This is a genomic window from Serratia sp. CY76391 (assembly GCF_052166695.1).
Lineage (GTDB): Bacteria > Pseudomonadota > Gammaproteobacteria > Enterobacterales > Enterobacteriaceae > Serratia > Serratia nematodiphila.
This window is the reverse complement of sequence record NZ_JBJNOJ010000012.1, coordinates 126,788-151,673: the sequence shown is the minus strand read 5'-3', so window position 1 is coordinate 151,673 and position 24,886 is coordinate 126,788. Positions and strand designations below refer to the sequence as shown.

Sequence of the window (24,886 nt, the reverse complement as noted above, 5' to 3'; positions counted from 1 at the left end):
AAGATATCATGAATAGAGAAAAACCTCTCGACTCGATTAATAAGCGCCATCCAGCTCGCTTTATGCTACCTTCTATATTGTCTGAACTTGGTCGAACAATCGTTGCCGGCTCAGGCCAGCAGGCCATTCAATTAACTGCGGTGTTAATTTCTCTCATGTTTTCAGGAAATGCGATGGCCAATAATCGGGAACATCAGCAAATAGCGTTAGTCGGTACCTGGACCCATATTCCGAATGCGCCTGCGGTGCTGAAACCGGCAAGACCCAGTGAAGGGCTCTATCGCCTGGCGGTTAATGGCGACGGCACGTTAACGCTGCTCGACGTGGTTAAAATGAACAGCCCATCGTGGATCGTAAAATCTCGCGATGGCCGTTTCGCCTATGCCACCAATGAGGAAAACGCGGGAACGGTGACCGCCTTGGCAATAGACGAAGCTGGCAGCGTGCGGGTGCTGAATACGGTGAGCAGTGCGGGCCAGCAGCCGACGCATGCCACCCTCAGCCCGGATGGCAAGTTTCTGTTTGTCGCCAACTACTCCGTCGCCAAAGGCGGCGCGGGGATGACGGTATTGCCAATTGGCAGTGACGGCAAACTGGGTGAACGGGTGCAGCATTATCCGTTTATATCAGGTTCTGGCGCCGTGCAGGGGCGTCAGGAAGGGGGCCATGCGCACTCAACCACCTTCAGCCGCGATGGTAAATATCTGTATGCGGCGGATCTCGGCGGGGACAAGCTGCACGCCTATCGCTATCGCTCGGATAGCGCACAGCCGCTGCAGGCGGACGCATCGCGCGATGTCAGCTTTGCGCCAGGCGCCGGCCCAAGGCACATGGTGTTCTCGCCGAAAGGTGAATATGCCTATGTCATCACCGAAATGGCGGGTGAAATCGAGGTGTTTACCGTCAGCGACCATCGATTGACGCAACAAGGGAAAGTGAAACTGAACGGCGGGCAGGATTCAGCGGAGGCGAAAAGCGGCGGAGCCATTATCCTCAGCCCGAGCGGCAGATATCTTATTGCCACCAATCGCGGTGCCGATAACCATTTGCTGGTATTAAAAATTGGTGGGGATGGGCTGCCAGGGGAGACGACGCGCTATGAGGCTGGCGGCATTGAACCGCGTGCGCTCGCTTTCGATGCCACCGGCAACCATCTTTATGTCACGAATGTGTTCACCAATACCGTTACGCTGTTCGATTTCGATGATGAGACGGGTGAGTTGAAGGCCAGAGGCGAGGCGGCGACGATCTCAACGCCGACGGATATTAAGTTTTTCAATTAACGCCCATCATAACGCGCGGGGGAAATCGGATCTGAGGCGTGGAGAAGGGGGAATGCGGGTGCCGATGATGGGGAATGGCTTGATAATAAATAATGGTGTCCCCGACTGGAATCGAACCAGTAACTAGCCCTTAGGAGGGGCTTGTTATATCCGTTTAACTACGGGGACGCTGCGGGCCGGCAACCGAAGCTGCCGGGGCATTATACCTTTTTTTACCCGCAGAATAAGCGCTTAGCGGTGCGTTTGCTCAATACCTCGCCAGTTAGCGCCGAAATTTCCTCGCCTGACCGACGGCGATCACGGTTTTTCCCCGCCGTGGCGCCGTTTTTCCTCTTGCTGCCGCTCCGCCCGTTTTTGGGCGCTCAAATCGTTGCGGATCTGCGCATGGCTTATCAACGCAAAGATAAAGGTGCCGCCGATGATGTTGCCCGCCAGCGTCGGCAGGGCGAACGGATAGACGAATTCCTGCCACCCAATCGCGCCGTTGAACACCAGATAGAGGATCTCTACCGAACCGACCACGATATGGGGCAAATCGCAAATCGCTACCAGGTAGGTCATCAGCACGATCACCCAGATTTTCGCCGCGCCGGCGGCCGGGATCATCCACACCATGGTGGCGATGATCCAGCCGGCCAGGATGCCGTTGGCGAACATTTCTCCCGGCGTATGGCGCATCACCTCTTCGCCCAGGCTGATGAAGGCGCCGCGCGTCCCGGCGTCGAACAGCGGCATATGGGTAAACGCCAGCGCCGCCAGCCCGGTGCCGATCAGGTTGCCGAGCAGCACCACGCCCCACAGACGCAGCAGGATCAGCAGGTTGCGCGGCGTGGGTTTATGCATGATTGGCAATACCGCCGTGACGGTATTTTCGGTAAACAGCTGTTGGCGCGCCATGATGACAATGATAAAACCGAAGGTGTAGCCGAGGTTCTCGAGGAAGAAACGGCTGGGATCGTCCGGCAGGCGGGCGTGGAAAATGCCCTTCGCCGCCAGCGAGGCGCCCATCGACAGCCCGGCGGCGATCGCCGACCACAGCAATGCCAGCCCGTCGCGCTCCAGCTCTTTTTCGCCTTCCATCCGGATCTGTTCATGCACCGCCGCCGCGCGCGACGGCAGATTCTCTTCCCTGACTTCGATTTCGCGCTTGCCCTGTTCCTGCTCTTCGCTCTCTACCCGCATCGTTTCATCCTGCTCCTGCTCCTGCTCCTGCTCCTGCTCCTGCTCCTGCTCCTGCTCCTGCTCCTGCTCGTGCTCTTGGCGTTGCTGTTCGTTCATGCTGTCGCTCCTGCTCAATAAGGGTGAGGTCACGTCATTAAGCGTAGTTGCCCGGCCTAAATGCGGCGAAATACAGAAAAAGGTAACAAGAGTTAAAATCCGCCGCTTTTTTCCGCGCATTCTTGATCCTGCTCGCCATATTGGTCCCCGGCGCGCCCGCCGCAGGCTGCGTGTGGGGAAAGGCTTATGCTATGATTCGCTATCCCAAAGAAAAATATGAGTTCCCCGATGCTGGAAGCCAAAAGTCTGAGTTGCGTGCGCGATGAACGCATCCTGTTTAGCGAGCTAAGCTTTTCAGTTCAGCCGGGCGATATCATTCAGGTAGAAGGGCCGAACGGCGCGGGCAAGACCAGTTTGCTGCGCATCCTCGCCGGTCTGGCGCGGCCGGACGGCGGCGAGGTGTGTTGGCGCGGGCGTAACACGCTGCGCGATCGCGCGGCGTATCAGCAAGATTTGCTGTTTATCGGCCATCAACCGGGCATCAAAGCCGTATTGACACCCTTCGAAAACCTGCAGTTTTATCAGGCGGTGCGCGGCGCGGCCGAGCAGCAGGCCATCTGGCGCGCGCTGGAGCAGGTGGGATTGGTGGGCTACGAAGATCTGCCGGTGGCGCAGCTTTCCGCCGGGCAGCAGCGGCGCGTGGCGTTGGCGCGCCTGTGGCTCAGCGCGGCGCCGCTGTGGATCCTCGATGAGCCGCTAACGGCGATCGATAAACAGGGCGTGGCCGAGTTGATTAGCCTTTTTGAGCAACATGCGCAGCGGGGCGGCATGGTATTGTTGACCACCCATCAGGATTTGGCCGGCGTCAGCCAAACGGTGGGCAAAATTCGTTTGGCGGAACATGACGCGGGGAGTTTGTGATGTTTTTGACCCTGGTGCGTCGCGAACTGAAGATCGCCTGCCGTAAAGGTTCGGAGATCGTCAACCCGCTGTGGTTTTTCCTGATTGTGATCACGCTGTTCCCGTTGGGGATTGGCCCGGAGCCGCAGTTGCTGGCGCGCATTGCGCCGGGCATCGTATGGGTGGCGGCGCTGCTGGCCTCGCTGCTGTCGCTGGAGCGGCTGTTTCGCGACGATTTCCTCGATGGCTCGCTGGAGCAGCTGTTGCTGCTGCCGACGCCGCTGCCGATGACGGTGCTGGGCAAAGTGTGTGCTCACTGGGTCGTGACGGGATTGCCGCTGCTGATCCTGTCGCCGCTGGTGGCGCTGCTGTTGTCGCTTGATATGCAAACCTGGCTGGCGGTGGCGGGGACGCTGCTGCTCGGCACGCCGACGCTGAGCCTGATCGGCGCTATCGGCGTGGGGCTGACCGTCGGCCTGCGCAAAGGGGGCGTGCTGCTCAGCCTGCTGGTGCTGCCATTGTATATCCCGGTGCTGATCTTCGCCACCGGCGCGATCGACGCCGCCGCGATGGGCATGCCGATTGATGGTTACCTGGCGATACTCGGCGCGATGCTGGCGGGCAGCGTGACATTGGCGCCGTTTGCCGCCGCAGCGGCGCTGCGAGTGAGCGTGCACTAGCTAACAAATTGAATGAACAGACGGGGCAAGGCCGGCAAGAGCGTACCCCGCAGAAGATTTTCGCCGTTTCGAACGCTCGAGGCGGCCGACGCATAAAAATTACCGTGAGCACTGACGACAATGTGGAAATGGTTACATCAACTGGCGCGGCCTGAACGGCTGTATCACGTCTGCGGCCGCTTTATCCCCTGGCTGGGGCTGGCGGCGGCGGCCTGCCTGCTGCTTGGCTGGGCATGGGGCTTTGGCTTCGCGCCGAAGGATTATCAGCAGGGCGACAGCTTCCGCATCATTTATATTCACGTGCCGGCGGCCATGTGGTCGATGGGCATCTACGCCTCGATGGCGGTGGCGGCGTTTATCGGCCTGGTGTGGCAGATGAAAATGTCCGATACCGTGGTGGCGGCGATGGCGCCGATCGGCGCGGTGTTCACCTTTATCGCGCTGGTGACCGGCTCCGCCTGGGGCAAGCCGATGTGGGGCACCTGGTGGGTATGGGACGCGCGGCTGACCTCCGAGCTGGTGCTGCTGTTCCTCTATATGGGCGTCATCGCGCTGTATAACGCCTTCGAAGACCGCCGCCTGGCGGGCCGCGCCGCCGGCATTCTGGTGCTGGTCGGCGTGGTGAATATCCCGATCATCCATTTCTCCGTCGAATGGTGGAATACGTTGCATCAGGGTTCGACCAATATGCAGCAATCCATCGCGCCAAGCATGCGCACCCCGCTGCGCTGGGCGATCCTCGGCTATCTGCTGTTGTTTGTCACGCTGACGCTGATGCGCCTGCGCAATCTGATCCTGTTCCAGGAGCGCCAGCGCCCGTGGGTCGCCGGGCTGGTGAATAAGGAGCGTCAGTCATGAATGCCGCGTTCGATTCCTGGTCGGCGTTTTTCGCCATGGGCGGTTATGCCTTTTATGTCTGGCTGGCGGTCGCCGCCACGCTGATTTCGCTGTTGGGGCTGGTGGCGCACACCGTCTGGCAGCGGCGGCAGTTGCTCGCCGAGATCGGCCGCCGTCAGGCGCGCGAACGGCGCATTCGCCATGCGCAACAGTCAAAACAAAAATCCGCCGCACCGCGGGAGAAATCATTGTGAATCCACGTCGTAAAAGCCGCCTTTATCTGGCGATCGTTGTGCTGATCGGCATCGCGCTGACCGCAACCCTGATGCTGTACGCGCTGCGCTCCAACATCGATCTGTTCTATACCCCGGGGGAAATCCTGCAGGGCAAGGGCGAAAACCACGAGAAGCCCGAGGTCGGCCAACGGCTGCGCATCGGCGGCATGGTGATGCCCGGCTCGGTGAAACGCGATCCCAATACGCTGCAGGTCAGCTTCAAGATTTACGACGCGCGTGGCGCGATCGGCGTAACCTACACCGGCATTCTGCCGGATCTGTTCCGTGAAGGGCAGGGCGTGGTGGCGCAAGGGGTGCTGGGCGAGGGCAACGTGGTCAATGCGCGCGAAGTGCTGGCCAAACACGACGAGAAATACACGCCGCCGGAAGTGGCCGACGCGATGAAAGAGAATCACAAAGGGCCGGCGGAAGCGTATAACGCGCCGCAGGCGGAGGGCGCCAAGTCATGATGCCGGAACTGGGCAGTTTTCTGCTGTGCCTGGCGCTGGCGATCGCGCTGCTGCTGAGTATTTACCCGCAGTGGGGCGCGGCGCGGCAGGACAGCCGCATGATGGCGGTGGCCCGGCCGCTGACCTATGGCATGTTCGCGGCGATCGCGCTGGCGTTCCTGTGCCTGGTGCATGCCTTCGTGGTCAATGACTTTACCGTCGCCTACGTGGCCACCAACTCCAATACCCAACTGCCGGTGTATTACCGCATCGCCGCCACCTGGGGGGCGCATGAAGGTTCGCTGCTGCTGTGGGTGCTGCTGCTGAGCTGCTGGTCGCTGGCGGTGGCGCTGTGCAGCCGGGCGATGCCGCAGGATGCGGTGGCGCGGGTGCTGTCGGTGATGGGGATGATCACCGCCGGTTTCCTGCTGTTCATCATCATGACCTCCAACCCGTTCACCCGCACGCTGCCGAACTTCCCGATCGACGGCAGCGATCTCAACCCGCTGCTGCAGGATATCGGCCTTATTTTCCACCCGCCGCTGCTGTACATGGGCTATGTCGGCTTCTCGGTCGCCTTCGCGTTCGCCATCGCCTCGCTGATGGCCGGCCGGCTCGACACCGCCTGGGCGCGCTGGTCGCGCCCGTGGACCACCGCCGCCTGGGTGTTCCTCACGCTGGGCATCGTGCTCGGATCGGCCTGGGCCTACTATGAGCTGGGCTGGGGCGGATGGTGGTTCTGGGATCCGGTGGAGAACGCTTCCTTTATGCCGTGGCTGGCCGGCACCGCGCTGATGCATTCGCTGGCGGTGACCGAGAAACGCGGCACGTTCAAAGCCTGGACGGTGTTGCTGGCGATCACCGCTTTCTCGCTGTGCCTGCTGGGCACCTTCCTGGTGCGCTCCGGCGTGCTGGTCTCGGTGCACTCCTTCGCCTCCGACCCGGCGCGCGGCATGTTTATTCTCGCCTATCTGGTGATCGTGATCGGTGGTTCGCTGCTGCTGTACGCGGTCAAGGGCGGCCAGGTGCGCAGCCGGGTGCAGCACGAGACTTTCTCGCGCGAGACCTTCCTGCTGGGCAACAACGTGCTGCTGATCGCCGCCATGCTGGTGGTGCTGTTGGGCACGCTGCTGCCGCTGGTGCACAAACAGCTGGGGCTGGGCAGCATCTCGATCGGCGAGCCGTTCTTCAACACCATGTTCACCTGGCTGATGGCGCCGCTGGCGCTGCTGTTGGGCATCGGGCCGCTGGTGCGCTGGCGCCGCGATGAGCCGGGCAAGCTGTGGCGCCGCCTCGGCGTGGCGCTGCTGGTGACGCTGGTGCTGTCGATTCTGCTGCCGTGGCTGCTGCAGGACAGCATCGCCGGCATGACGGTGGTGGGCCTGATCATGGCGCTGTGGGTGATCATCCTGACGCTGATGGAGTTGCATGAGCGCGCCACCCACCGCCACGGTTTCTGGCGCGGTCTGCGGCAGCTGTCTCGCAGCCACTGGGGCATGGTGCTCGGCCACCTCGGCGTGGCGGTGACGGTAATCGGCATCGCCTTCAGCCAGAATTACAGCGTGGAGCGCGACGTGCGGATGAAGGCCGGCGACAGCGTGGATATCCACAACTATCACTTCGTGTTCCGCGACGTGCACGACATTCGCGGCCCGAACTACAGCGGCGGCGTCGGCATCATCGACGTCACGCGCAACGGCAAGCCGGAGGCGACGCTGCACGCGGAGAAACGCTACTACAGCGTGGCGCGCAGCATGATGACCGAGGCGGCGATCGACGGCGGGTTCAGCCGCGATCTGTACGCGGCGCTGGGCGAGGAGCTGGAAGACGGTTCCTGGGCGGTGCGTCTGTATTACAAACCCTTCGTGCGCTGGATCTGGTTCGGCGGCGTCTTTATGGCGATTGGCGGCCTGCTGTGCATTCTCGATCCGCGTTATCGCATGAGCAAAAAGCTCAAGCGCGAAGGCAAGCTGGAGGCGCAATCATGAAGCGTAAGCTGCTGTTTATCCCGTTGGTGCTCTTCCTGCTGCTGGTGGCGGCCCTGATGGTGCAACTGACGCGCAACGCCGGCGGCGAAGATCCGACCATGCTGGAGTCGGCGCTGATCGGCAAACCGGTGCCGACCTTCAGGCTGGAATCGTTGGATCAGCCCGGCAAAACCTACGATCAGGCGGTGCTGCGCGACGGCAAGCCGATATTGCTCAACGTCTGGGCCACCTGGTGCCCGACCTGCCGCGCGGAGCATCAGTATCTCAATACGCTGGCGGCGCGCGGCGTGCGGGTGGTCGGCCTGAATTACAAAGACGATCGCGCCAAGGCGGTGACCTGGCTCAACTCTCTCGGCAATCCCTACGCCCTCAGTCTGTACGACGGCGACGGCATGCTGGGGTTGGATCTCGGGGTGTACGGCGCGCCTGAGACCTTCCTTATCGACGGCCAGGGAATTATTCGCTATCGCCACGCCGGCGACATGAATGAGCGCGTCTGGCAGCAGGAAGTGCTGCCGCTGTATAAAAAGTACGGGGGTGAGGCATGAGGCTGATTGTTCTGCTGTGCGCCGCGCTGCTGAGCTGGAGCGCCGCCGCGGCGATCGATACCTATCGCTTCAACTCCGTCGAGCAGGAGCAGCAGTATCGCGAGTTGACCGAACAGCTGCGCTGCCCGAAATGCCAAAACAACAGCATTGCCGATTCCAACGCCATTATCGCCGCCGACATGCGCACCAAGGTGTACGAGCTGATGATGCAGGGGCAAAGCAAGCAGCAGATCATCGATTACATGGTGGCGCGTTATGGCAACTTCGTCACCTACGAGCCGCCGGTAACGCCGGCGACGCTGATCTTGTGGATCGGCCCGCTGCTGTTCGTATTGATCGGCGGGGCAGTGGTGATCCTGCGCACCCGTCGCAAGCCCGACGCGGCGGTGGACGATGCATTCTCCGAACGGGAACGGCAGCGCCTGGCGGCGCTGTTGCAAGAGACTGACAGGAATAAACCCTAATGGCTTTTTGGCTGATTATTTGCGTGTTGCTGGCCGGCGCCGCAGCAACGCTGGTGGTGCCGGCGATGCGCCACGGCAAGCAGAGCGCCGCCACGCGCGATGCGCTGAACAAGGCGTTTTATCAGGATCGCCTCAGCGAGTTGGAGCAGGATGAGCAGCAGGGCGTGGTAGCCGAGCGCCCGGAGCTGGTCAAAGAGCTGCAGCAGAACCTGTTGAACGACATCCCGGCCGAGCAGATGGCGCAGGCGAAGCCGATCAACCGCTGGGCGCTGGTGCCGGGCGTGCTGTTACTGCTGGCGGTGACCGTTGGCTTTTATCTGAAAACCGGCGGGCTGGCGCAGGTGCTGGACTGGCGTCTGGTGCAGGCGCAAATGCCGGAATTGCGCGAGCGCGTTGCCAATGAGCGCGCCAAACCGCTGAGCATGGAAGAGATTGCTCGCCTCGGGCTGGGGCTGCGCACCGCGCTGCAACAGGACGATCGCAACATCAATGACTGGATGATGCTGGGGCGCGTAGGCATGGCGCTGAATAATGCCACCACCGCTACGCAGGCGTTTGCTCATGCTTATCAATTGGATCCGAATAGTCTGGAAGTGCGGCTCGGCTATGCCGAGGTCTTGACGCGCTCCAACGATCCGGAGGATAACAAGCAGGCGGCGCAGCTGTTGCGGCGCATGATCGCGGAAAACCACGGCGATCCGCGGGTGCTGAGCCTGCTGGCGTTCAATGCCTTCGAACAGGGCGATTTCAAGCAGGCGATCGGTGCCTGGCAGGTGATGCTGCAGCTGCTGCCGGCCAACGATCCGCGCGCGGAAGTGATAAAGCGCAGTATTGCACAAGCAAAAGCCCAGGCAGGCGGAGAAAATGTTAAACTGAATGTGACCGTTGCGCTGTCACCGCAGGCGGCGAAAGCCATGCCGCCGCAGGGGACGCTGGTCATCTCGGTCACCGACGGCGTCAGCCCGGTGCCGGTCGCGGTAAAACAATTGCCGCTGAGCCGTTTTCCGCTGTCTTTCTCACTGGATGACAGCAACGCCATGATGCCCGAGCGTCTGCTCTCGGCGCAGCATCAGGTGCAGGTGCGTGTGCGCCTCTCACAGGACGGATTGGCCACGCCGCAGCCGGGGGACTGGTTCGGCGAAAGCTCGCTGCAGACATTCAGCGGTAAAGAGCAGGTTAGCGTTCAGATAAACAAGCAGGTCCCTGAAAAATAAGACCGAACGTGTTTTTATGGAGAAAAATATGAACTTTCGCCTGACTGGGGTGGCATTCGCAACGGTATTACTGGTGGGCTGTGCCAGCGCGCCAGACAACGATCCGCAAGGGCGTTCCGATCCGCTGGAAGGATTTAACCGGACGATGTTCGACTTCAACTACAACGTCCTGGATCCTTATATCCTGCGTCCGGTCGCGGTGGCCTGGCGTGACTACGTGCCGATGCCGGCGCGTAACGGCATCAGCAACTTCACCTCTAACCTGGAAGAGCCGGCCAGCATGGTCAACGCCTTCCTCAAGGGCGATCCCTACCGCGGGATGATCCACTTCAACCGTTTCTTCCTGAACACCCTGCTCGGGATGGGCGGCCTGATCGACGTGGCCGGCATGGCCAACCCGAAACTGGCGCGCGAAGAGCCGAACCGTTTCGGCAGCACGTTGGGCCATTACGATGTGGGCTACGGTCCGTACGTGATGCTGCCGGGCTACGGCAGCTTTACCCTGCGTGAAGACGGCGGCGACTTTGCGGATACGCTGTATCCGATGCTGAGCTACCTGACTTTCTGGATGTCGGCGGGCAAATGGGTGGTCGAGGGGATCGAAACTCGCGCTCAACTGCTGGATTCCGACGGCCTGCTGCGCAACTCCTCCGATCCTTATGTCATGGTGCGCGAAGCTTACTTCCAGCGCCACGACTTCATTGCCAACGGCGGTTCGCTCAAGCCGGAAGAGAACCCGAACGCCAAGGCGATTCAGGGCGATCTGGACGAGATCGACTCGCAGTAACCACCGGCCTTATGCCCATGAAAACCCGCCGTCTGGCGGGTTTTTTTACGCCCGCGGCGAGCGACAGGCAAAGAAAAAGCGCCCCGCGGGGCGCTTTGGCATCCATCTCAGGCGAGATTAGAAGCGGTAGTTGAAGTTGGCGCCGTACAGCCAGGCCTTGCCTTCGGAGGTGAAGGTGTAAGGACCTTCATTGATGGTGACTTTCTGGCCGTGCATGTAGGACACGCCGACGTCGACCGAGGCGTCTTTGTTGAACGCATAGGTGGTACCGGCACTCAGCCAGAAACGGTCCTGATCCGGAATGGAGATCGAACGGTTTTGGGCGGGCACTGGGCTGTCATCGAAGGCGATACCGGTACGGAAGGTCCAGTTGTCGTCGTAGAAGTAGGTGGTGCCCAGCGCGATGCGGTAAGCGTCTTTGAAGCCTTCATGCTTCTGGAACAAGGTCTGGCCGTTGTTGCCGGTGGCTTTCAGCTCCTGGAACTGGCTCCAGCTGGTGTAGGCCAGGCTGTAGTGGATAGCCCACTGCGGCGCCACTTTGTTGTAGCCGGACAGCTCCCACATTTCCGGCAGGTGCAGGCTCAGAGAACCCGGAATGGTGGTGCCGTTGGTGCCCCACGGCAGACCTTTAGAGGCCAGCAACGGGTTGAAGGCTGAAGGCAGGCTGCTTTTGTAATCGCCGTCAAAGTCGATTTTCACTTCTGAGCGATATGTGAAGCCGTAACGGTTGTTTTCATCCACTTCGTACAGAATACCGGCGTTCCAGCCGAAGCCCCATTCGTCGCCTTTCAGGTGCGAAATCTGGGTATCTGCCGGGATCTGCGAAACCGGGCCGGCCAACTGTGGCGGTAACTGGCCCGATCCGGCGATCAGTTTTGGCAGATCGCCGGCATAGCGCTCGAGTTTGGCCTTGGCATAAACGGCGTCAAAGCCCAGACCGAAGCTGAAGTTCTTGTTCAGGCGATAAGCGCCGCTCAGGTTAAGGTTCAAGGTTTCCAGGTCGGTTTTGCCGCCCATGGAGCCCGCCGCGTAACCGTCGTTGTATTCGGTCGCCAAACCGAAGTTGCTGGTGACCGAGCCGCCTACGGCGAATTGATCGTTAATCGGGTGAACATAATGCAGGTTCGGCACCCAGGCGGTCGGCGCGATGTTTTTCGCATCCAGACTGGCGCCGGAAGGGGACCGGCCACTGATATCGACATCCGGATCGATGAAGACTGCGCCGAAAGAAAGTTCCGGGCGGGTATACATCATCAGCAACGCCGGGTTGCGGCTTGCTGAAGCCGCCGTATCCGCCATGGCGCCTTCGCCAGAATACGAACGTCCTAAACCAGCTGATGAGAACTCATTCAGCTGGAATCCTGCGGCAGACACGTTTGAAGAAATAATTGCCACTGCAGCTGCGAGAGCTGATTTAGTCAATAGGTTTTTCTGGCTCATGACCAAAACCTCATTATGTGTTTATTATTTAAACTATTGTTACACGAAGTAACAAGGAGCGCGGGATTGTAGGGTCCGTTATCGTTCAGACAAATCAGACCAGTGGCTGAAGTATAGGTCTGACCTGTGAAAATGTTGCAAGTTTGTTTTTGAAATATTTCCAACCTGATATCAAAAAAGAGATCTGCTTAACAAAAAGCCAGCGGTAAATAACAAAATTCTTACCATTCCTTAGCTGTCGCTCATTTTTATTTGTGATTTCCATCACTTAAAACACCCAGTAAAAGTAAGTGCTAGTGATTGCCGGCGCGGAAGCGTAAAATACCTGCAGAATTTTGTGGCTTTGTGCCGGTGAGTGAAACGGCAATTTGGGCTGATAACCGAGGCCCTTGAGGAGAACCAATCATGTCAGATGCAATTAATAAATGCAGCGCCCAGGAAACCGCCGCGTGTTGCTGCGTGGATGTCGGCACCGTGATGGATAACACCGATTGCACCGCATCCTACAGCCAGGTGTTCAGTAATCAACACGATGCGGAGGCGATGTTGGCGGCCCTGAGCGAAAAGGCGCGCGCGGTCGAATCCGACCCTTGTGACATCAGCAGTAGCATTAAACCGGTTGACGGCGGCGTGCAATTGGAGGCCGATTTCACCTTCGCCTGCCAGGCGGAAACTCTGATCTTCCAGCTCGGCCTGCGTTAATCCCGGCTTTACCCCCGTCGCCGCCTGTTGTGCGCCGGGGATTTCCTTTCCCGTACCCCCTCCCGATAGAAAGTGCGCGTGCTCGCAGTTTTGATCTCTGCCGGTTTGCCAAATGTAACCGTTTGGTTAACAATGACCTCATCAGGTCAGACCTCTTTCTGCCCATTGCGCTGACGTTATTTTCTTCAGGAGCATTTATGAGTAAGGCACTGCCGTTGGTGACCCGTCATGGTGACCGCATTGCGATTGTGAATGGACTGCGTACCCCCTTTGCCAAACAGGCGACCGCCTATCACGGCATTCCGGCGGTGGATTTAGGGAAAACGGCGGTGAGCGAGCTGTTGGCGCGCAGCGGTATCGATCCGCAGCTTATCGAGCAGCTGGTGTTCGGCCAGGTGGTACAAATGCCCGAGGCGCCGAACATCGCGCGTGAAATCGTGCTTGGCACCGGCATGAGCGTCCATACCGACGCCTACAGCGTGTCGCGCGCCTGCGCCACCAGCTTCCAGGCGATCGCCAACGTGGCGGAGAGCATCATGGCCGGCAGCATCAGCGTCGGCATCGCCGGCGGGGCGGACTCTTCTTCCGTCTTGCCGATCGGCGTCAGCAAGGCGCTGGCGCGCACGTTGGTGGATGTCAACAAGGCGCGCACGTTGTCGCAGCGTCTCAAACTGTTCAGCCGGCTGAAATTCCGCGATCTGATGCCGGTGCCGCCGGCGGTGGCGGAGTATTCCACCGGCCTGCGCATGGGCGATACCGCCGAACAGATGGCGAAAAGCCACGGCATCACCCGTGAAGCGCAGGATGCGCTGGCGCACCGTTCCCACGAGCTGGCGGCCAAGGCCTGGCGGGAGGGGTGGCTGCGCGATGAGGTGATGACCGCCTACGTGCCGCCATACCGCGCGCAGCTTTCCGAAGACAACAACATCCGTAAAGACTCCAGCCTGGCGTCCTACGCCAAGCTGAAACCGGCGTTCGATCGCAAACACGGCAGCGTCACTGCGGCCAACAGCACGCCGTTGACCGACGGCGCGGCGGCGGTACTGATGATGAGCGAATCGCGTGCCAAAGCGCTGGGCCTGCAGCCGCTCGGCTATCTGCGCAGTTTCGCTTTCGCCGCCATCGACGTGTGGGAAGACATGCTGCTGGGGCCTTCCTACGCCACGCCGCTGGCGCTGGATCGCGCCGGCATCGGTCTGGCCGATCTGACGCTCATCGATATGCATGAAGCTTTCGCCGCGCAAACGCTGGCTAACCTGAAGATGTTCGCCAGCGAAGCGTTCGCCCGCGAGAAGCTTGGCCGCAGCCAGGCAATCGGCGAAGTGGACATGGACAAATTCAACGTCCTGGGCGGCTCCATAGCCTATGGCCACCCGTTCGCCGCCACCGGCGCGCGCATGATCACCCAGACGCTGCGTGAGCTGAAACGCCGCGGCGGCGGGCTGGGCCTGACCACCGCGTGCGCCGCCGGCGGGTTAGGGGCCGCGATGATCGTGGAGGTGGAATAATGAGTTTCGAAAACGCATTGCATGAACAGCGCGCCAAACCGTCGGCCTTTCAACTGACGATCCGCCCCGACAACATCGGGGTGATCACCATCGACGTGCCGGGCGACAAGGTCAATACGCTCAAGGCCGAGTTCGTCGAACAGGTCAACGACGTGCTGATCCGGGCGCAGCAGCACACTGCACTGGAAGGGCTGGTGATCGTTTCCGGCAAGCCGGACTCGTTTATCGCCGGTGCCGACATCACCATGATCGCCGCCTGCACCAGCGCCAAAGAGGCGGAAACGCTGGCCAAGAAAGGGCAGAGCACGCTGGCGCAGATCGCCGCTTTCCCGGTGCCGGTGGTCGCGGCCATCCACGGCGCCTGCCTGGGCGGCGGACTGGAATTGGCGCTGGCCTGCCACGGCCGCGTCTGTTCGCTGGATGATAAAACCGCGCTCGGTCTGCCGGAAGTGCAGCTGGGCCTGCTGCCGGGCTCTGGCGGCACTCAGCGCCTGCCGCGCCTGATAGGCGCTGCCAAGGCGCTGGACATGATCCTGACCGGCAAGCACATTCGCGCCCGCCAGGCGCTGCGCATGGGGCTGGTGGACGACGCCGTGCCGCAATCGATCCTGTTGCAGACTGCCATCGAGCGGGTGAAACAGGGCTGGAAACATCAGCGCGAGCTGCCGTGGCAGGATCGCCTGCTCAATGGCCCGCTGGGCAGAAATCTGCTGTTCAGCATCGTGCGCAAGAAAACGTTGGCGAAAACCCACGGCAACTACCCGGCGGCGGAGCGCATTATTCAGGTGGTGCGAACCGGGCTGGATCACGGCAGCGCCAGCGGCTATGAGGCCGAAGCGCGCGCCTTTGGCGAGTTGGCGATGACGCCGCAGTCGGCGGCGTTGCGCAGCCTGTTCTTCGCTTCCACCGCGCTGAAAAAAGAGCGGGGCGGCAATGCTCAGCCGCGCGCCTTGCATCGCGTCGGCATTCTCGGCGGCGGCCTGATGGGTGGCGGCATCGCCTGCGTCACCGCCACGCGCGGCGGTTTGCCGGTGCGCATCAAAGACATCAATGAAACCGGCATCAATCACGCGCTGAAATACAGTTGGGACGTGCTCGGCAAGCGGGTGCGCAGCAAGCGCATGCGCCCGGCGGAACGGCAAAAGCAGATGATGCTGATCTCCGGCTCTACCGATTACACCGGCTTTGAGCAGGTGGATATCGTGGTCGAGGCGGTGTTTGAGGATCTGGCGCTGAAACAGCAGATGGTGGCCGAGGTCGAAGCGAACTGCGCGCCGCATACCGTGTTTGCCTCCAATACTTCCTCGTTGCCTATCGGTCACATCGCTGAAAAAGCCCAGCGGCCGCAGCAGGTGATCGGTCTGCACTACTTCAGCCCGGTGGACAAAATGCCGCTGGTGGAAGTGATCCCGCACGCCGGCACCAGCGAAGAGACCATCGCCACCACCGTGGCGCTGGCGCACAAGCAGGGCAAGACCGCCATCGTGGTGGGCGACAGCGCCGGTTTTTATGTCAACCGCATCCTGGCGCCGTACATCAACGAAGCGGCGCGCTGCCTGCTGGAAGGCGAGCCGATTGAGTCGCTGGACAAGGCGCTGGTGGACTTCGGTTTCCCGGTCGGCCCGATTACCCTGCTGGATGAAGTGGGCATCGACGTCGGCACCAAAATCATTCCCGTGCTGGTCGAGGCGCTGGGGCCGCGTTTCGCCGCGCCGGCCGCGTTCGATGCGGTGCTGAAGGACGGGCGTAAAGGGCGCAAGAACGGCCGCGGCTTCTATCTCTACCCGAGCGAAGGGCAGCAGCGGCAGCGGCGTAAGCGCGCGGACACCTCATTGTATACGTTGCTCGGCGTCACGCCGAAGGCGCACATGCTGCCGGCGACCATTGCCCAGCGCTGCGTGATGATGATGCTGAACGAAGCGGCGCGCTGCCTGGATGAAGGCGTGATCCGCAGCGCGCGCGACGGCGATATCGGTGCGGTGTTCGGCATCGGTTTCCCGCCGTTCCTCGGCGGCCCGTTCCGCTATATGGACGAGCTCGGCGCCGAGAAAGTGGTGAAAACGCTGGACTACCTGCGCCAGCAGCACGGCGAGCACTTCGCGCCGTGCGAGCGCTTGCAGCGCATGGCGCAGCAGGGCGAGCGCTTTTACCCGCTGGGGAGCTGAACGCAGGGCGGCTCGATTTGCACTATAGTTGCAACAGGGCCGCGTTGTGATCGCCATCACTCCTTGCAACAGCGTCAGCCGGTGAGGCTGTACAGCGAGGCTGAGGCAGCGGTAAGTTAGCTTGACCGCCATCAATAAATTTCATGGCGGCAAGGTTAAAATTTAACCCGTTGAATTGATTGTTCTGTGAGCAATCGAGGTTTGCCCGGGGAGGGTTGCTGTAAAAAACAGCGTTTTCTTTAGGCAAACTTTCAGGCAAAATGCCCGGCCGCCATAAAGAGACGGCGCGTTATCGTTTTAAAGCTTTGGCTTTGGGTTGGAAAACTCGGCGGTACAGCACGCACGGCGTTTCTGTATAGCGTTACTTTGTCAACAACAGCGGTGCAATATGCAAGTTTTGATTATGCGTCACGGAGAGGCGGCGCTCGAGGCAGCCAGCGATGCGGTAAGGCCCCTTACCCTGTGCGGCCGCGACGAGTCCCGTCAGATGGCGGCCTGGTTGAACACCAAGTCTGTGGATATTGAACGCGTGCTGGTCAGCCCCTATCTGCGGGCCGAACAGACGCTGGCGACGGTGCGTGAAGCCTTGACGCTGCCGGAGGGCGAAGAAGTGCTGCCCGAGCTGACGCCGGGCGGCAACGCCGAACAGGTCGGCAGCTATCTGCAGGCGCTGGCGATGCAAGGGGTGAGCTCGGTGCTGATCGTGTCGCACCTGCCGCTGGTGGGGTATCTGGTGGCCGAACTGTGCCCGGGCGAGTGCCCGCCGATGTTCGCGACCTCGGCGATTGCCAACGTCGATCTGCCGGCGGACGGCAGCTACGGCAAGTTTGAATGGCAGGTCAGCCCATCGCAGGTGATGGCCAAAGTGTGAACCGCGGATGCGGTGCGGAATAAACTCAGGGCGATGTCTGACATCGCCCTGAGTCGTTTCTGTAGGGGGCTACTCGGCCAGCTCCACCAACAGCAGGATGGCGGCGTTGCCACCCCATTCCTTCGGCGCCTGGTGGAACGCCAGCACGTCGGGGTGCTGCGCCAGCCACAGCGGCGTTTGCTGTTTGAGGATGTGTTTGCCGTGCCCGTGCATCACACAGGCGCAGTGCACGTGCTCGCGTTTGCAGGCGGCGATCAGCGCCCCCAGTTCCTGCTTGGCCTGCAGCTGGATCAGGCCGTGCAAATCCAGAAACAGCTCCGGCGAATAATCGCCGCGCCGCAGCTTCTTCAGCTCATACGGGCTGCTGCCGGGGCGCACGTAGCGCGTCGGGCCTTCCTCTTCCAGCTGCGGCTGGTATTCATCTGAAAAATAATAGCTGGCATCGACCTGCTCCTGCAGCAGCCTCTGCGGCGCAATCTGTTTGACCTTGGGCTTCGGCGGGCGGTGGACGATGGTGTCCTGGCGCAGCTTTTTCGCGCCCGCCACCGACTCTCTGAAGAGCTGTTGTTCGTCTTTGCTCAGAGGGGGCTTGTTCTTCATGCTTCATTCACCGGAAATCGTTTATTTCGCTAGTTTACCTTGTGAATGAGCGCTGTCGACGCAAAACTCGGGCCAGAGTGAAAAGCGCGAGGGGCAAGCGTGATTTGTCGCGGGCTTCATGGCAAACTATGCGGCTAAATCATGAAACACAGCGCCTGCCGGAGGGCAAATTGGACAAAATTTTCGTCGACGAAGCAGTGAACGAACTGCACACCATTCAAGATATGCTGCGCTGGACGGTAAGCCGCTTCAACGCCGCCAATATCTATTATGGTCACGGAACCGATAATCCGTGGGACGAAGCGGTGCAATTGGTGCTGCCAAGCCTGTTCCTGCCGTTGGACATTCCGGAGGACATGCACACCGCCCGTCTGACTTCCAGCGAGCGCCATCGCATCGTTGAGCGCGTGATCCGCCGCGTCAACGAACGTATCCCGGTCGCCTACCTGACCAACAAGGCCTGGTTCTGCGGCATGGAATTTTACGTCGACGAGCGCGTGCTGGTGCCGCGTTCACCGATCGGCGAGCTGATCAACGATCGTTTCAGCGCGCTGATCCCGCACCCGCCGCGCCATATCCTCGACATGTGCACCGGCAGCGGCTGCATCGCCATCGCCTGCGGCTACGCTTTCCCGGAAGCGGAAGTGGACGCGGTGGACATCTCCAGCGACGTGCTGGCGGTAACCGAGCGCAATATTCAGGCGCACGGCGTCGAACATCAGGTGATCCCGATCCGTTCCGATCTGTTCCGCGACGTTCCCGCGATCCAGTACGATCTGATCGTTACCAACCCGCCGTACGTCGATGCGGAAGACATGTCGGATCTGCCGCAGGAGTTCCGCTTCGAGCCGGAACTGGGCCTGGCGGCGGGCAGCGATGGCCTGAAGCTGGTGCGCCGCATTCTGGCCTGCGCGCCGGACTACCTGACCGACGACGGCGTGCTGATTTGTGAAGTGGGCAACAGCATGGTACATCTGATGGAACAATATCCGGACATCCCGTTCACCTGGCTGGAATTCGAAAACGGCGGCGACGGCGTGTTCATGCTGACCAAGCAGCAGCTGGTGGATTGCAAGGAACACTTCAGCCTCTATCGCAGCTAAGCCGCATTTCCAAGGCCCGCATGGCGGGCCTCATAACGATAAAAGACTAACGGTAAGGAGCCGTGATGGCAGGAAACAGTATTGGGCAGATTTTCCGCGTCACCACCTTCGGTGAATCTCACGGGGTGGCGCTGGGTTGTATCGTCGACGGCGTGCCGCCCGGCATCCCGCTCACCGAAGCCGATTTGCAACACGATCTGGACCGCCGTCGTCCGGGCACCTCGCGTTACACCACCCAGCGCCGTGAACCGGATCAGGTGCGCATTCTCTCCGGCGTATTCGAAGGCGTGACCACCGGCACCAGCATCGGTCTGATCATTGAAAACACCGATCAGCGCTCGCAAGACTACAGCGCCATCAAAGACGTGTTCCGTCCAGGGCATGCCGACTACACCTACGAACAGAAATACGGTCTGCGCGACTATCGCGGCGGCGGCCGCTCTTCGGCGCGTGAAACCGCCATGCGCGTCGCGGCGGGTGCTATCGCCAAGAAATACCTGCAGCAGAAGTTCGGCGTGCAGGTGCGCGGCTATCTGGCGCAGATCGGCGACGTGACCTGTGAGCTGAAAGACTGGGATCAGGTCGAACAGAACCCGTTCTTCTGCCCGGATCCGGACAAGCTGGAAGCGCTGGACGAACTGATGCGCGCGCTGAAAAAAGAGGGTGACTCTATCGGCGCCAAGGTCAGCGTGATTGCTGAAAACGTGCCGGTTGGCCTGGGTGAGCCGGTGTTTGACCGCCTCGATGCCGATCTGGCGCACGCGCTGATGAGCATCAACGCGGTGAAAGGCGTGGAGATCGGCGACGGGTTCGCCGTGGTGACCAAACGCGGCAGCGAAAACCGCGATGAAATCACCCCGGAAGGCTTCCAAAGCAACCATGCCGGCGGCATTCTCGGCGGCATCAGCAGCGGCCAACCGGTGATTGCGCATCTGGCGCTGAAGCCGACCTCCAGCATCATGGTGCCGGGGCGCACTATCAATCGCCAGGGCGAAGCGGTGGAAATGGTCACCCGCGGTCGCCACGATCCGTGCGTGGGCATCCGCGCCGTGCCGATCGCCGAAGCGATGATGGCGATCGTGTTGATGGATCACCTGCTGCGCCAGCGCGCGCAAAACGGTGATGTGGTTTCCGACGTACCGCGCTGGTAATCGCCATGAAAAACTGGATGTTGGGCCTGTTGGCCCTGACGGCCTCCGCCTCCGCCATGGCGCTGACGCCGTGGCAGAAAATCGATCATCCGGTGGCCGGCGCGCCGCAGGCGGTGGGTGGTTTCGCCAACGGCTGCGTCATCGGCGCGCAGCCGTTGCCGCTGAATTCACCGGATTATCAGGTGATGCGTACCGACCAGCGCCGCTATTTCGGCCACCCGGATCTGCTGGCGTTCATTCAGCGCCTCAGCAGCCAGGCGAGTCAGAAAGCGCTGGGCACGGTGCTGATCGGCGACATGGCGATGCCGGCCGGCGGGCGCTTCAGCAGCGGCCACGCCAGCCACCAGTCGGGGCTCGACGTCGACATCTGGCTGCAGCTGCCGCGCCAGCGCTGGAGCGCGCAGCAATTGCTCAAGCCGCAGCCGATCGACCTGGTGTCTGGCGACGGCAAGCAGGTGGTGGCGAGCCAATGGCAACCGCAAATTGAGTCGCTGATCAAGCTGGCGGCGCAGGATGCGGAGGTGACGCGTATCTTCGTCAATCCGGCGATCAAGCAGCGTCTGTGTCTGGACGCCGGGGCCGATCGCGCCTGGTTGCACAAGGTGCGGCCGTGGTTCGGCCACCGTGCGCACATGCACGTGCGCCTGCGTTGCCCGGCCGGCAGCCTGGAGTGCCAGGAGCAGGATACGCCGCCGCCGGGCGACGGCTGCGGCGCCGAACTGGCGAGCTGGTTCGTGCCGCATCAGCCTAACGCGAAGCCGGGCAAATCCGTGCCACCGCCGTTACCGCCGACCTGTCAGGCATTGCTGGATCACCATTTCTCAGCGGAATAACTCATGGACTGGTTCGTCATTGGCCCCGAGATGCTCGGGGTGTTGTTTGCGGTAGCGCTGCTGGCGGGGTTTATCGACTCCATCGCCGGCGGCGGCGGGTTGCTGACGGTGCCGGCCCTGCTGGCGGTGGGGGTTCCCCCGGCGCAGGCGCTGGCGACCAATAAGCTGCAGTCGGTCGGCGGCTCCTTCTCCGCCAGTCTGTACTTCATTCGTCGGCGCGCGGTGAACCTCAACGACCAGAAGCTGACGATTTTTCTGACGCTGATCGGCTCGATCGCCGGCGCCATTCTGGTGCAGCATATGCGCGCCGATGTGCTGCGGCAGATGTTGCCGCTGCTGGTGATCGGCATCGGTCTCTACTTCCTGCTGATGCCGCGCCTGGGTGAGGAAGATCGTCAACGCCGCCTCGGCGCCTTGCCGTTCGGGCTGGTGGCCGGCGGCTGCGTCGGGTTTTACGACGGTTTCTTCGGCCCCGGCGCCGGCTCATTCTACGCGCTGGCCTACGTGACGCTGTGCGGTTTCAACCTCGCCAAGTCTACGGCGCACGCCAAAGTGCTGAACTTTACCTCTAACGTCGGCGGGTTGGCGCTGTTCATCATCGGCGGCAAGGTGGTGTGGAGCATCGGTCTGGTGATGCTGGTGGGGCAGGTGCTGGGGGCGCGTTTGGGCGCGCACATGGTGCTGACCCGCGGGCAGAAACTGATTCGACCGATGATCGTGATCGTCTCACTGGTGATGAGCCTCAAGCTGCTTTACGACAATCACGGCGCAGAGATTCAGCAGTGGCTGTCCGCCTTCTTGCACGGTTAAAGATGAAGTGGGTGCGCTGCTTACGCGCCCTGTCTTATCGGGTATAATGGCCTCTTTATTTTTGTGGTTATAGAATTTTTATGTCAGACACGCAGACCCGTCATCACTATGAGCAGTTGATCGCGATCTTCAATCGCTGCTTCAGCGATGACTACAACACCCGCCTGGTGAAGGGCGACGACGAACCCATTTACCTGCCGGCCGACGATGAACTGCCGTATCACCGCATCGTGTTCGCCCACGGTTTCTACGCCAGCGGCCTGCACGAAATCTCGCACTGGTGCATCGCCGGTGAAGCGCGCCGTCAATTGGTGGACTTCGGTTATTGGTATTGCCCGGACGGGCGCGACGCGCAGACCCAGAGCGAATTCGAAGCCGTGGAGATCAAACCGCAGGCACTGGAATGGATGTTCTGCGTGGCGGCCGGTTTCCCGTTCAACGTCAGCTGCGACAACCTGAACGGCGACTGCGAGCCGGATCGCATCGCGTTCCAACGCAAGGTGCGCGCCCGGGTATTGGCGCTGCTGGAGCAGGGAATACCCACAAGGCCTGCGCGCTTTATTCAGGCGCTGCAATCGTTCTACAATACGCCACCGTTGGCGGCCGAGCACTTTCCGTATCCGGAAGATCTCAACTGACGCCACAGCCCGTTATTTAATGAGGAAATTTGATGATCGCAGAATTTGAAGCGCGCATTTTGGCGCTGATTGATGACATGGTAGAGCACGCCAGCGATGATGAACTGTTTGCCGGTGGCTACCTGCGCGGTCATCTGACGCTGGCGGTGGCCGAAGCGGAAGAGCAGGGCGAACACACCGCCGCAGCGCTGAAAGCGCGGGTGGAGGAGAGCCTGCACAAAGCGATCGCCGCCGGGGAACTCTCGCCGCCGGATCAGATCCTGGTGCGCGGCATGTGGGAAAACCTCTATCAGGCTGCAACCCCTGCCGCCTGATCGTCATGCCGGGGCGCGTCGCCGCGCCCCTCAAGGTTGATTAAACCGCACGTCCTTTCAGCAATTTCCGCACCCACATCCGATTCGGATTCAACGCCGCCAGCAGGCGCGCATCGCCCGGCAACGGCTCGCCGAACAGCTGCGCCGCCAAAATTTCTGCCGCCAGGGGCGCCGAACACAGCCCGCGCGATCCCAACCCGCCGATAGCGAACAGGCCGGGATAGACCGGTGCATCGGCGACGGTTTCGCCGCGCTGGTTCTGCCGCTGCAAATCCTGATACTGCGCCAGCGTGGCCTGATAGTCCGGCAGCGCGCCGACCATCGGCAGATGATCGCGGGTGGCGCTGCGCACGCCGCAGCGCGCCTGATGAGCGCTGACGTCCACCTGCTGCGGCCAGGCCTGCTCCGGCAGACAGCGCAGCAGACGCTCGCGGTTCTCTTGCTGTTCCTGCTCGCGGTAGTCGGTGGCGGTGTCGCCGCGCTGATAGCTGGCGCCGATGCAGTGCTGGCCGTTGTTGGCATTAACCGGCGTCAGGTAGCCGTCGTAGCACAAGACCTGTTTCAATTGACCGAGGGCCGGCGAGCTTGGGATATGCGACACCTGCCCACGTACCGAATACAGCGGCAGGGCTTCCGTCGGCGCCAGTTCGGCCAACCGGTGGCCGTTGGCCAGGATCACCGTCGCATGGCGCCGGCTGTCGCCGTTGGCGAAATCGATGCGCCAGCCGTTTTCTTCCTGCGTCAGCCTCTGTGCATCGTGCCGGTAGTGGCAGACCAAGCCCTGACGCTGCGCCAGCGCGATAGCGCCGCGCGTCAGCTCGGCCGGGCACAGCCAGCCGCCTAGCGGGTAGGTGATGCCGCCAAAGCCGGTATCGACGCCGCACCGATCGCTGAGCGTCTCGCGGTCGGCCGCCGTCGCCAAGGCCTGCGGCCAGTCGGTTTTCAGCATATTGGCGATCTTGGCGCCGCTCTTTTCGTCATAGGCCAACTGGCTGACGCCGCACCACTGGTGATCAAAGGCGACGCCTTGTTGCAACAGGGCATCGTATTGTCGGCGGGCGAAGGGAAACGCGGTGCTGAAGAAACTCTCCAGCGCGTCGCCGCTACCGTTCAGCAAAGGATAAATCGCGCCCTGGCGGTTGCCGGATGCGCCTTCGGCCGCCTGCTCATCGGCGCAGTACAGCGTGACGGTGGCGCCGCGCCGCAGCAAGGCCAGCGCAGTGAGCGCGCTGGCGACGCCGCCGCCGATCAGGGCGACGTCGGCGGTGTTGTCCGCCGCCGGGCGTCGATACCAGGGCGCTGGGTGTGCGGCGGGCTGCGCATCGGCCGGGAGCTCACCGGCGAGCATTTCACGCTTTTGGCCGAAGCCTTTGCAGCGGTTGACCTGAAAACCGGCCTGTTGCAAGCCGCGGCGCACGAAGCCGGCGGCGGTAAAGGTGGCGAAGCTGCCTCCCGGCCGGGCGAAACGCGCCATGGCTGCGAACAGTTGATCGGTCCACATGTCGGGGTTTTTTGCCGGCGCGAAACCGTCGAGGAACCAGGCATCCACCTGGTTATTCATGCTGGCGTCAAACTGCGGCAGCAGATCGTTGACGTCGCCGAACCACAGATCGAGCGTAATGCGGCCTTCGGCCAACAGCAGGCGATGGCACCCCGGCAACGGCAGCGGCCATTGGGCGCGCAGCTCGTCGGCGTAAGGCGCCAGCTCCGGCCAGCGCGCATGCGCCGCCGCCAGGTCAGCCTGCTGCAGGGGAAATTTTTCGAAGCTGATAAAGTGCAGGCGCTGCAGCGTCGCGTCCGGCTCGGCCTGGCGGAAGCCGGCGAAGGCCTGCCACAGCGTGAGGAAATTGAGCCCGGTGCCGAACCCGGTTTCCGCCACGACAAACAGCGAGCGCGGGTGTGCGGCGAAACGCTGCGGCAGCCGATTGCCGTGCAGGAAGACGTAGCGGGTTTCTTCCAGCCCATCCTGATTGGAAAAATAGACGTCATCAAACTGTTTCGAAACAGGTGTACCCTGTTCGTTCCAGGTTAGCGTTGCGGTTTGGATGGGGGCGTGGTTCACGGTCAATGGCTCGAAATTCAAGGGGTGCCGCGAATTCTAACGGCGC

At 61.4% G+C, this 24,886-nt stretch carries 25 protein-coding genes and 1 tRNA gene; 21 read left to right on the top strand and 5 right to left on the bottom strand.

Going from position 1 to position 24,886, the window contains the following annotated elements; all coding sequences use genetic code 11:
• The first annotated feature begins 8 nt into the window (after positions 1 to 8).
• Positions 9 to 1,283, top strand: coding sequence for a lactonase family protein (locus ACJ8PN_RS20395; RefSeq protein WP_442535181.1), 1,275 nt, complete (start codon positions 9 to 11; stop codon positions 1,281 to 1,283).
• A 93-nt stretch (positions 1,284 to 1,376) separates the two neighbouring features.
• Here ACJ8PN_RS20395 and ACJ8PN_RS20390 read toward each other — a convergent pair.
• Positions 1,377 to 1,451: transfer RNA gene (locus ACJ8PN_RS20390), tRNA-Arg, on the bottom strand.
• A gap of 129 nt (positions 1,452 to 1,580) precedes the next feature.
• Positions 1,581 to 2,465, bottom strand: coding sequence for a formate/nitrite transporter family protein (locus ACJ8PN_RS20385; protein ID WP_442535187.1), 885 nt, complete (start codon positions 2,463 to 2,465; stop codon positions 1,581 to 1,583).
• 324 nt (positions 2,466 to 2,789) lie between these two features.
• On the opposite strand from ACJ8PN_RS20385, the gene ccmA reads away from it, so the two are divergent.
• The 10 genes from ccmA to mlaA all read left to right on the top strand — a co-directional run bounded on the left by ccmA (position 2,790) and on the right by mlaA (position 10,643).
• Positions 2,790 to 3,422: a cytochrome c biogenesis heme-transporting ATPase CcmA gene (ccmA, locus tag ACJ8PN_RS20380; RefSeq protein ID WP_004936275.1), complete on the top strand. Its 633-nt coding sequence runs from the start codon at positions 2,790 to 2,792 to the stop codon at positions 3,420 to 3,422.
• Positions 3,422 to 4,081 (top strand): heme exporter protein CcmB, encoded by a 660-nt coding sequence (gene ccmB, locus ACJ8PN_RS20375; protein ID WP_016926839.1) that lies wholly within the window; start codon positions 3,422 to 3,424, stop codon positions 4,079 to 4,081. The genes ccmA and ccmB overlap by 1 nt, the downstream gene beginning before the upstream one ends.
• 120 nt (positions 4,082 to 4,201) lie before the next feature.
• Positions 4,202 to 4,939: a heme ABC transporter permease gene (locus ACJ8PN_RS20370; RefSeq protein WP_004936270.1), complete on the top strand. Its 738-nt coding sequence runs from the start codon at positions 4,202 to 4,204 to the stop codon at positions 4,937 to 4,939.
• Positions 4,936 to 5,172: a heme exporter protein CcmD gene (gene ccmD / locus ACJ8PN_RS20365; protein WP_004936267.1), complete on the top strand. Its 237-nt coding sequence runs from the start codon at positions 4,936 to 4,938 to the stop codon at positions 5,170 to 5,172. Before ACJ8PN_RS20370 ends, ccmD begins: the two co-directional genes overlap by 4 nt.
• On the top strand, positions 5,169 to 5,663 hold the full coding sequence (gene ccmE, locus ACJ8PN_RS20360) for a cytochrome c maturation protein CcmE (RefSeq protein ID WP_004936264.1): 495 nt from the start codon (positions 5,169 to 5,171) through the stop codon (positions 5,661 to 5,663). Before ccmD ends, ccmE begins: the two co-directional genes overlap by 4 nt.
• Positions 5,660 to 7,630: a heme lyase CcmF/NrfE family subunit gene (locus ACJ8PN_RS20355; RefSeq protein WP_033632468.1), complete on the top strand. Its 1,971-nt coding sequence runs from the start codon at positions 5,660 to 5,662 to the stop codon at positions 7,628 to 7,630. Before ccmE ends, ACJ8PN_RS20355 begins: the two co-directional genes overlap by 4 nt.
• On the top strand, positions 7,627 to 8,178 hold the full coding sequence (locus ACJ8PN_RS20350) for a DsbE family thiol:disulfide interchange protein (protein WP_015378623.1): 552 nt from the start codon (positions 7,627 to 7,629) through the stop codon (positions 8,176 to 8,178). The genes ACJ8PN_RS20355 and ACJ8PN_RS20350 overlap by 4 nt, the downstream gene beginning before the upstream one ends.
• A complete protein-coding gene (locus tag ACJ8PN_RS20345) occupies positions 8,175 to 8,642 on the top strand; it encodes a cytochrome c-type biogenesis protein (RefSeq protein WP_442535180.1) in 468 nt (155 codons plus the stop codon). Before ACJ8PN_RS20350 ends, ACJ8PN_RS20345 begins: the two co-directional genes overlap by 4 nt.
• A complete protein-coding gene (ccmI, locus tag ACJ8PN_RS20340) occupies positions 8,642 to 9,856 on the top strand; it encodes a c-type cytochrome biogenesis protein CcmI (protein WP_085058798.1) in 1,215 nt (404 codons plus the stop codon). Before ACJ8PN_RS20345 ends, ccmI begins: the two co-directional genes overlap by 1 nt.
• Before the next feature lie 28 nt (positions 9,857 to 9,884).
• A complete protein-coding gene (mlaA, locus tag ACJ8PN_RS20335; protein WP_004936247.1) occupies positions 9,885 to 10,643 on the top strand; it encodes a phospholipid-binding lipoprotein MlaA in 759 nt (252 codons plus the stop codon).
• Positions 10,644 to 10,760: 117 nt separating this feature from the next.
• On the opposite strand, the gene fadL is transcribed toward mlaA, so the two are convergent.
• On the bottom strand, positions 10,761 to 12,083 hold the full coding sequence (gene fadL, locus ACJ8PN_RS20330; protein WP_171454471.1) for a long-chain fatty acid transporter FadL: 1,323 nt from the start codon (positions 12,081 to 12,083) through the stop codon (positions 10,761 to 10,763).
• A gap of 405 nt (positions 12,084 to 12,488) precedes the next feature.
• On the opposite strand from fadL, the gene ACJ8PN_RS20325 reads away from it, so the two are divergent.
• The 4 genes from ACJ8PN_RS20325 (at position 12,489) to sixA (ending at position 17,329) form a co-directional block, all read left to right on the top strand.
• Entirely contained in the window at positions 12,489 to 12,785 is a 297-nt protein-coding gene (locus ACJ8PN_RS20325) for a YfcZ/YiiS family protein (RefSeq protein ID WP_004936240.1), read from the top strand.
• A gap of 197 nt (positions 12,786 to 12,982) precedes the next feature.
• Positions 12,983 to 14,293: an acetyl-CoA C-acyltransferase FadI gene (fadI, locus tag ACJ8PN_RS20320; RefSeq protein ID WP_171454470.1), complete on the top strand. Its 1,311-nt coding sequence runs from the start codon at positions 12,983 to 12,985 to the stop codon at positions 14,291 to 14,293.
• Positions 14,293 to 16,458, top strand: coding sequence for a fatty acid oxidation complex subunit alpha FadJ (gene fadJ, locus ACJ8PN_RS20315; protein WP_171454469.1), 2,166 nt, complete (start codon positions 14,293 to 14,295; stop codon positions 16,456 to 16,458). The genes fadI and fadJ overlap by 1 nt, the downstream gene beginning before the upstream one ends.
• Positions 16,459 to 16,846: 388 nt before the next feature.
• Entirely contained in the window at positions 16,847 to 17,329 is a 483-nt protein-coding gene (gene sixA / locus ACJ8PN_RS20310) for a phosphohistidine phosphatase SixA (RefSeq protein ID WP_004936230.1), read from the top strand.
• Positions 17,330 to 17,398: 69 nt separating this feature from the next.
• Here the strand turns inward: sixA and smrB are convergent, their stop codons facing one another.
• A complete protein-coding gene (smrB, locus tag ACJ8PN_RS20305; protein WP_442535179.1) occupies positions 17,399 to 17,929 on the bottom strand; it encodes an endonuclease SmrB in 531 nt (176 codons plus the stop codon).
• Between the two features lie 170 nt (positions 17,930 to 18,099).
• On the opposite strand from smrB, the gene prmB reads away from it, so the two are divergent.
• From prmB to ACJ8PN_RS20275, 6 genes are all read left to right on the top strand, one after another.
• The gene (prmB, locus tag ACJ8PN_RS20300; protein ID WP_015378618.1) at positions 18,100 to 19,032 is read left to right on the top strand and encodes a 50S ribosomal protein L3 N(5)-glutamine methyltransferase; all 933 of its coding nucleotides are present in this window, start codon (positions 18,100 to 18,102) and stop codon (positions 19,030 to 19,032) included.
• A 65-nt stretch (positions 19,033 to 19,097) separates the two neighbouring features.
• Positions 19,098 to 20,183, top strand: coding sequence for a chorismate synthase (aroC, locus tag ACJ8PN_RS20295; RefSeq protein WP_004936219.1), 1,086 nt, complete (start codon positions 19,098 to 19,100; stop codon positions 20,181 to 20,183).
• A gap of 5 nt (positions 20,184 to 20,188) precedes the next feature.
• A complete protein-coding gene (gene mepA / locus ACJ8PN_RS20290; RefSeq protein ID WP_442535178.1) occupies positions 20,189 to 21,016 on the top strand; it encodes a penicillin-insensitive murein endopeptidase in 828 nt (275 codons plus the stop codon).
• Between the two features lie 3 nt (positions 21,017 to 21,019).
• Positions 21,020 to 21,826 carry a sulfite exporter TauE/SafE family protein gene (locus tag ACJ8PN_RS20285; protein WP_015378616.1) on the top strand — a complete coding sequence of 269 codons (807 nt, stop codon included), beginning with the start codon at positions 21,020 to 21,022 and terminating at the stop codon, positions 21,824 to 21,826.
• An 80-nt stretch (positions 21,827 to 21,906) separates the two neighbouring features.
• The gene (locus tag ACJ8PN_RS20280; protein WP_015378615.1) at positions 21,907 to 22,464 is read left to right on the top strand and encodes an elongation factor P hydroxylase; all 558 of its coding nucleotides are present in this window, start codon (positions 21,907 to 21,909) and stop codon (positions 22,462 to 22,464) included.
• Positions 22,465 to 22,496: 32 nt separating this feature from the next.
• Entirely contained in the window at positions 22,497 to 22,778 is a 282-nt protein-coding gene (locus tag ACJ8PN_RS20275; protein WP_004936209.1) for a YfcL family protein, read from the top strand.
• A 40-nt stretch (positions 22,779 to 22,818) separates the two neighbouring features.
• Here ACJ8PN_RS20275 and mnmC read toward each other — a convergent pair whose 3' ends face one another.
• Positions 22,819 to 24,840, bottom strand: a complete 2,022-nt coding sequence (gene mnmC, locus ACJ8PN_RS20270) for a bifunctional tRNA (5-methylaminomethyl-2-thiouridine)(34)-methyltransferase MnmD/FAD-dependent 5-carboxymethylaminomethyl-2-thiouridine(34) oxidoreductase MnmC (protein ID WP_171454466.1) — start codon at positions 24,838 to 24,840, stop codon at positions 22,819 to 22,821.
• Positions 24,841 to 24,886: the final 46 nt, after the last annotated feature.

Coding starts and splice junctions, on each gene's coding strand:
- fadJ (WP_171454469.1), top strand. CDS start 14,293: ATGAGTTTCGAAAACGCATTGCATGAACAGCGCGCCAAACCGTCGGCC.
- ACJ8PN_RS20275 (WP_004936209.1), top strand. CDS start 22,497: ATGATCGCAGAATTTGAAGCGCGCATTTTGGCGCTGATTGATGACATG.
- sixA (WP_004936230.1), top strand. CDS start 16,847: ATGCAAGTTTTGATTATGCGTCACGGAGAGGCGGCGCTCGAGGCAGCC.
- mlaA (WP_004936247.1), top strand. CDS start 9,885: ATGAACTTTCGCCTGACTGGGGTGGCATTCGCAACGGTATTACTGGTG.
- ACJ8PN_RS20385 (WP_442535187.1), bottom strand. CDS start 2,465: ATGCGGGTAGAGAGCGAAGAGCAGGAACAGGGCAAGCGCGAAATCGAA.
- ccmD (WP_004936267.1), top strand. CDS start 4,936: ATGAATGCCGCGTTCGATTCCTGGTCGGCGTTTTTCGCCATGGGCGGT.
- aroC (WP_004936219.1), top strand. CDS start 19,098: ATGGCAGGAAACAGTATTGGGCAGATTTTCCGCGTCACCACCTTCGGT.
- ACJ8PN_RS20325 (WP_004936240.1), top strand. CDS start 12,489: ATGTCAGATGCAATTAATAAATGCAGCGCCCAGGAAACCGCCGCGTGT.
- fadL (WP_171454471.1), bottom strand. CDS start 12,083: ATGAGCCAGAAAAACCTATTGACTAAATCAGCTCTCGCAGCTGCAGTG.
- ccmA (WP_004936275.1), top strand. CDS start 2,790: ATGCTGGAAGCCAAAAGTCTGAGTTGCGTGCGCGATGAACGCATCCTG.
- smrB (WP_442535179.1), bottom strand. CDS start 17,929: ATGAAGAACAAGCCCCCTCTGAGCAAAGACGAACAACAGCTCTTCAGA.
- mepA (WP_442535178.1), top strand. CDS start 20,189: ATGAAAAACTGGATGTTGGGCCTGTTGGCCCTGACGGCCTCCGCCTCC.
- ACJ8PN_RS20345 (WP_442535180.1), top strand. CDS start 8,175: ATGAGGCTGATTGTTCTGCTGTGCGCCGCGCTGCTGAGCTGGAGCGCC.
- ACJ8PN_RS20370 (WP_004936270.1), top strand. CDS start 4,202: ATGTGGAAATGGTTACATCAACTGGCGCGGCCTGAACGGCTGTATCAC.
- ccmI (WP_085058798.1), top strand. CDS start 8,642: ATGGCTTTTTGGCTGATTATTTGCGTGTTGCTGGCCGGCGCCGCAGCA.
- fadI (WP_171454470.1), top strand. CDS start 12,983: ATGAGTAAGGCACTGCCGTTGGTGACCCGTCATGGTGACCGCATTGCG.
- ccmB (WP_016926839.1), top strand. CDS start 3,422: ATGTTTTTGACCCTGGTGCGTCGCGAACTGAAGATCGCCTGCCGTAAA.
- ACJ8PN_RS20280 (WP_015378615.1), top strand. CDS start 21,907: ATGTCAGACACGCAGACCCGTCATCACTATGAGCAGTTGATCGCGATC.
- ACJ8PN_RS20350 (WP_015378623.1), top strand. CDS start 7,627: ATGAAGCGTAAGCTGCTGTTTATCCCGTTGGTGCTCTTCCTGCTGCTG.
- ACJ8PN_RS20395 (WP_442535181.1), top strand. CDS start 9: ATGAATAGAGAAAAACCTCTCGACTCGATTAATAAGCGCCATCCAGCT.
- ACJ8PN_RS20355 (WP_033632468.1), top strand. CDS start 5,660: ATGATGCCGGAACTGGGCAGTTTTCTGCTGTGCCTGGCGCTGGCGATC.
- ACJ8PN_RS20285 (WP_015378616.1), top strand. CDS start 21,020: ATGGACTGGTTCGTCATTGGCCCCGAGATGCTCGGGGTGTTGTTTGCG.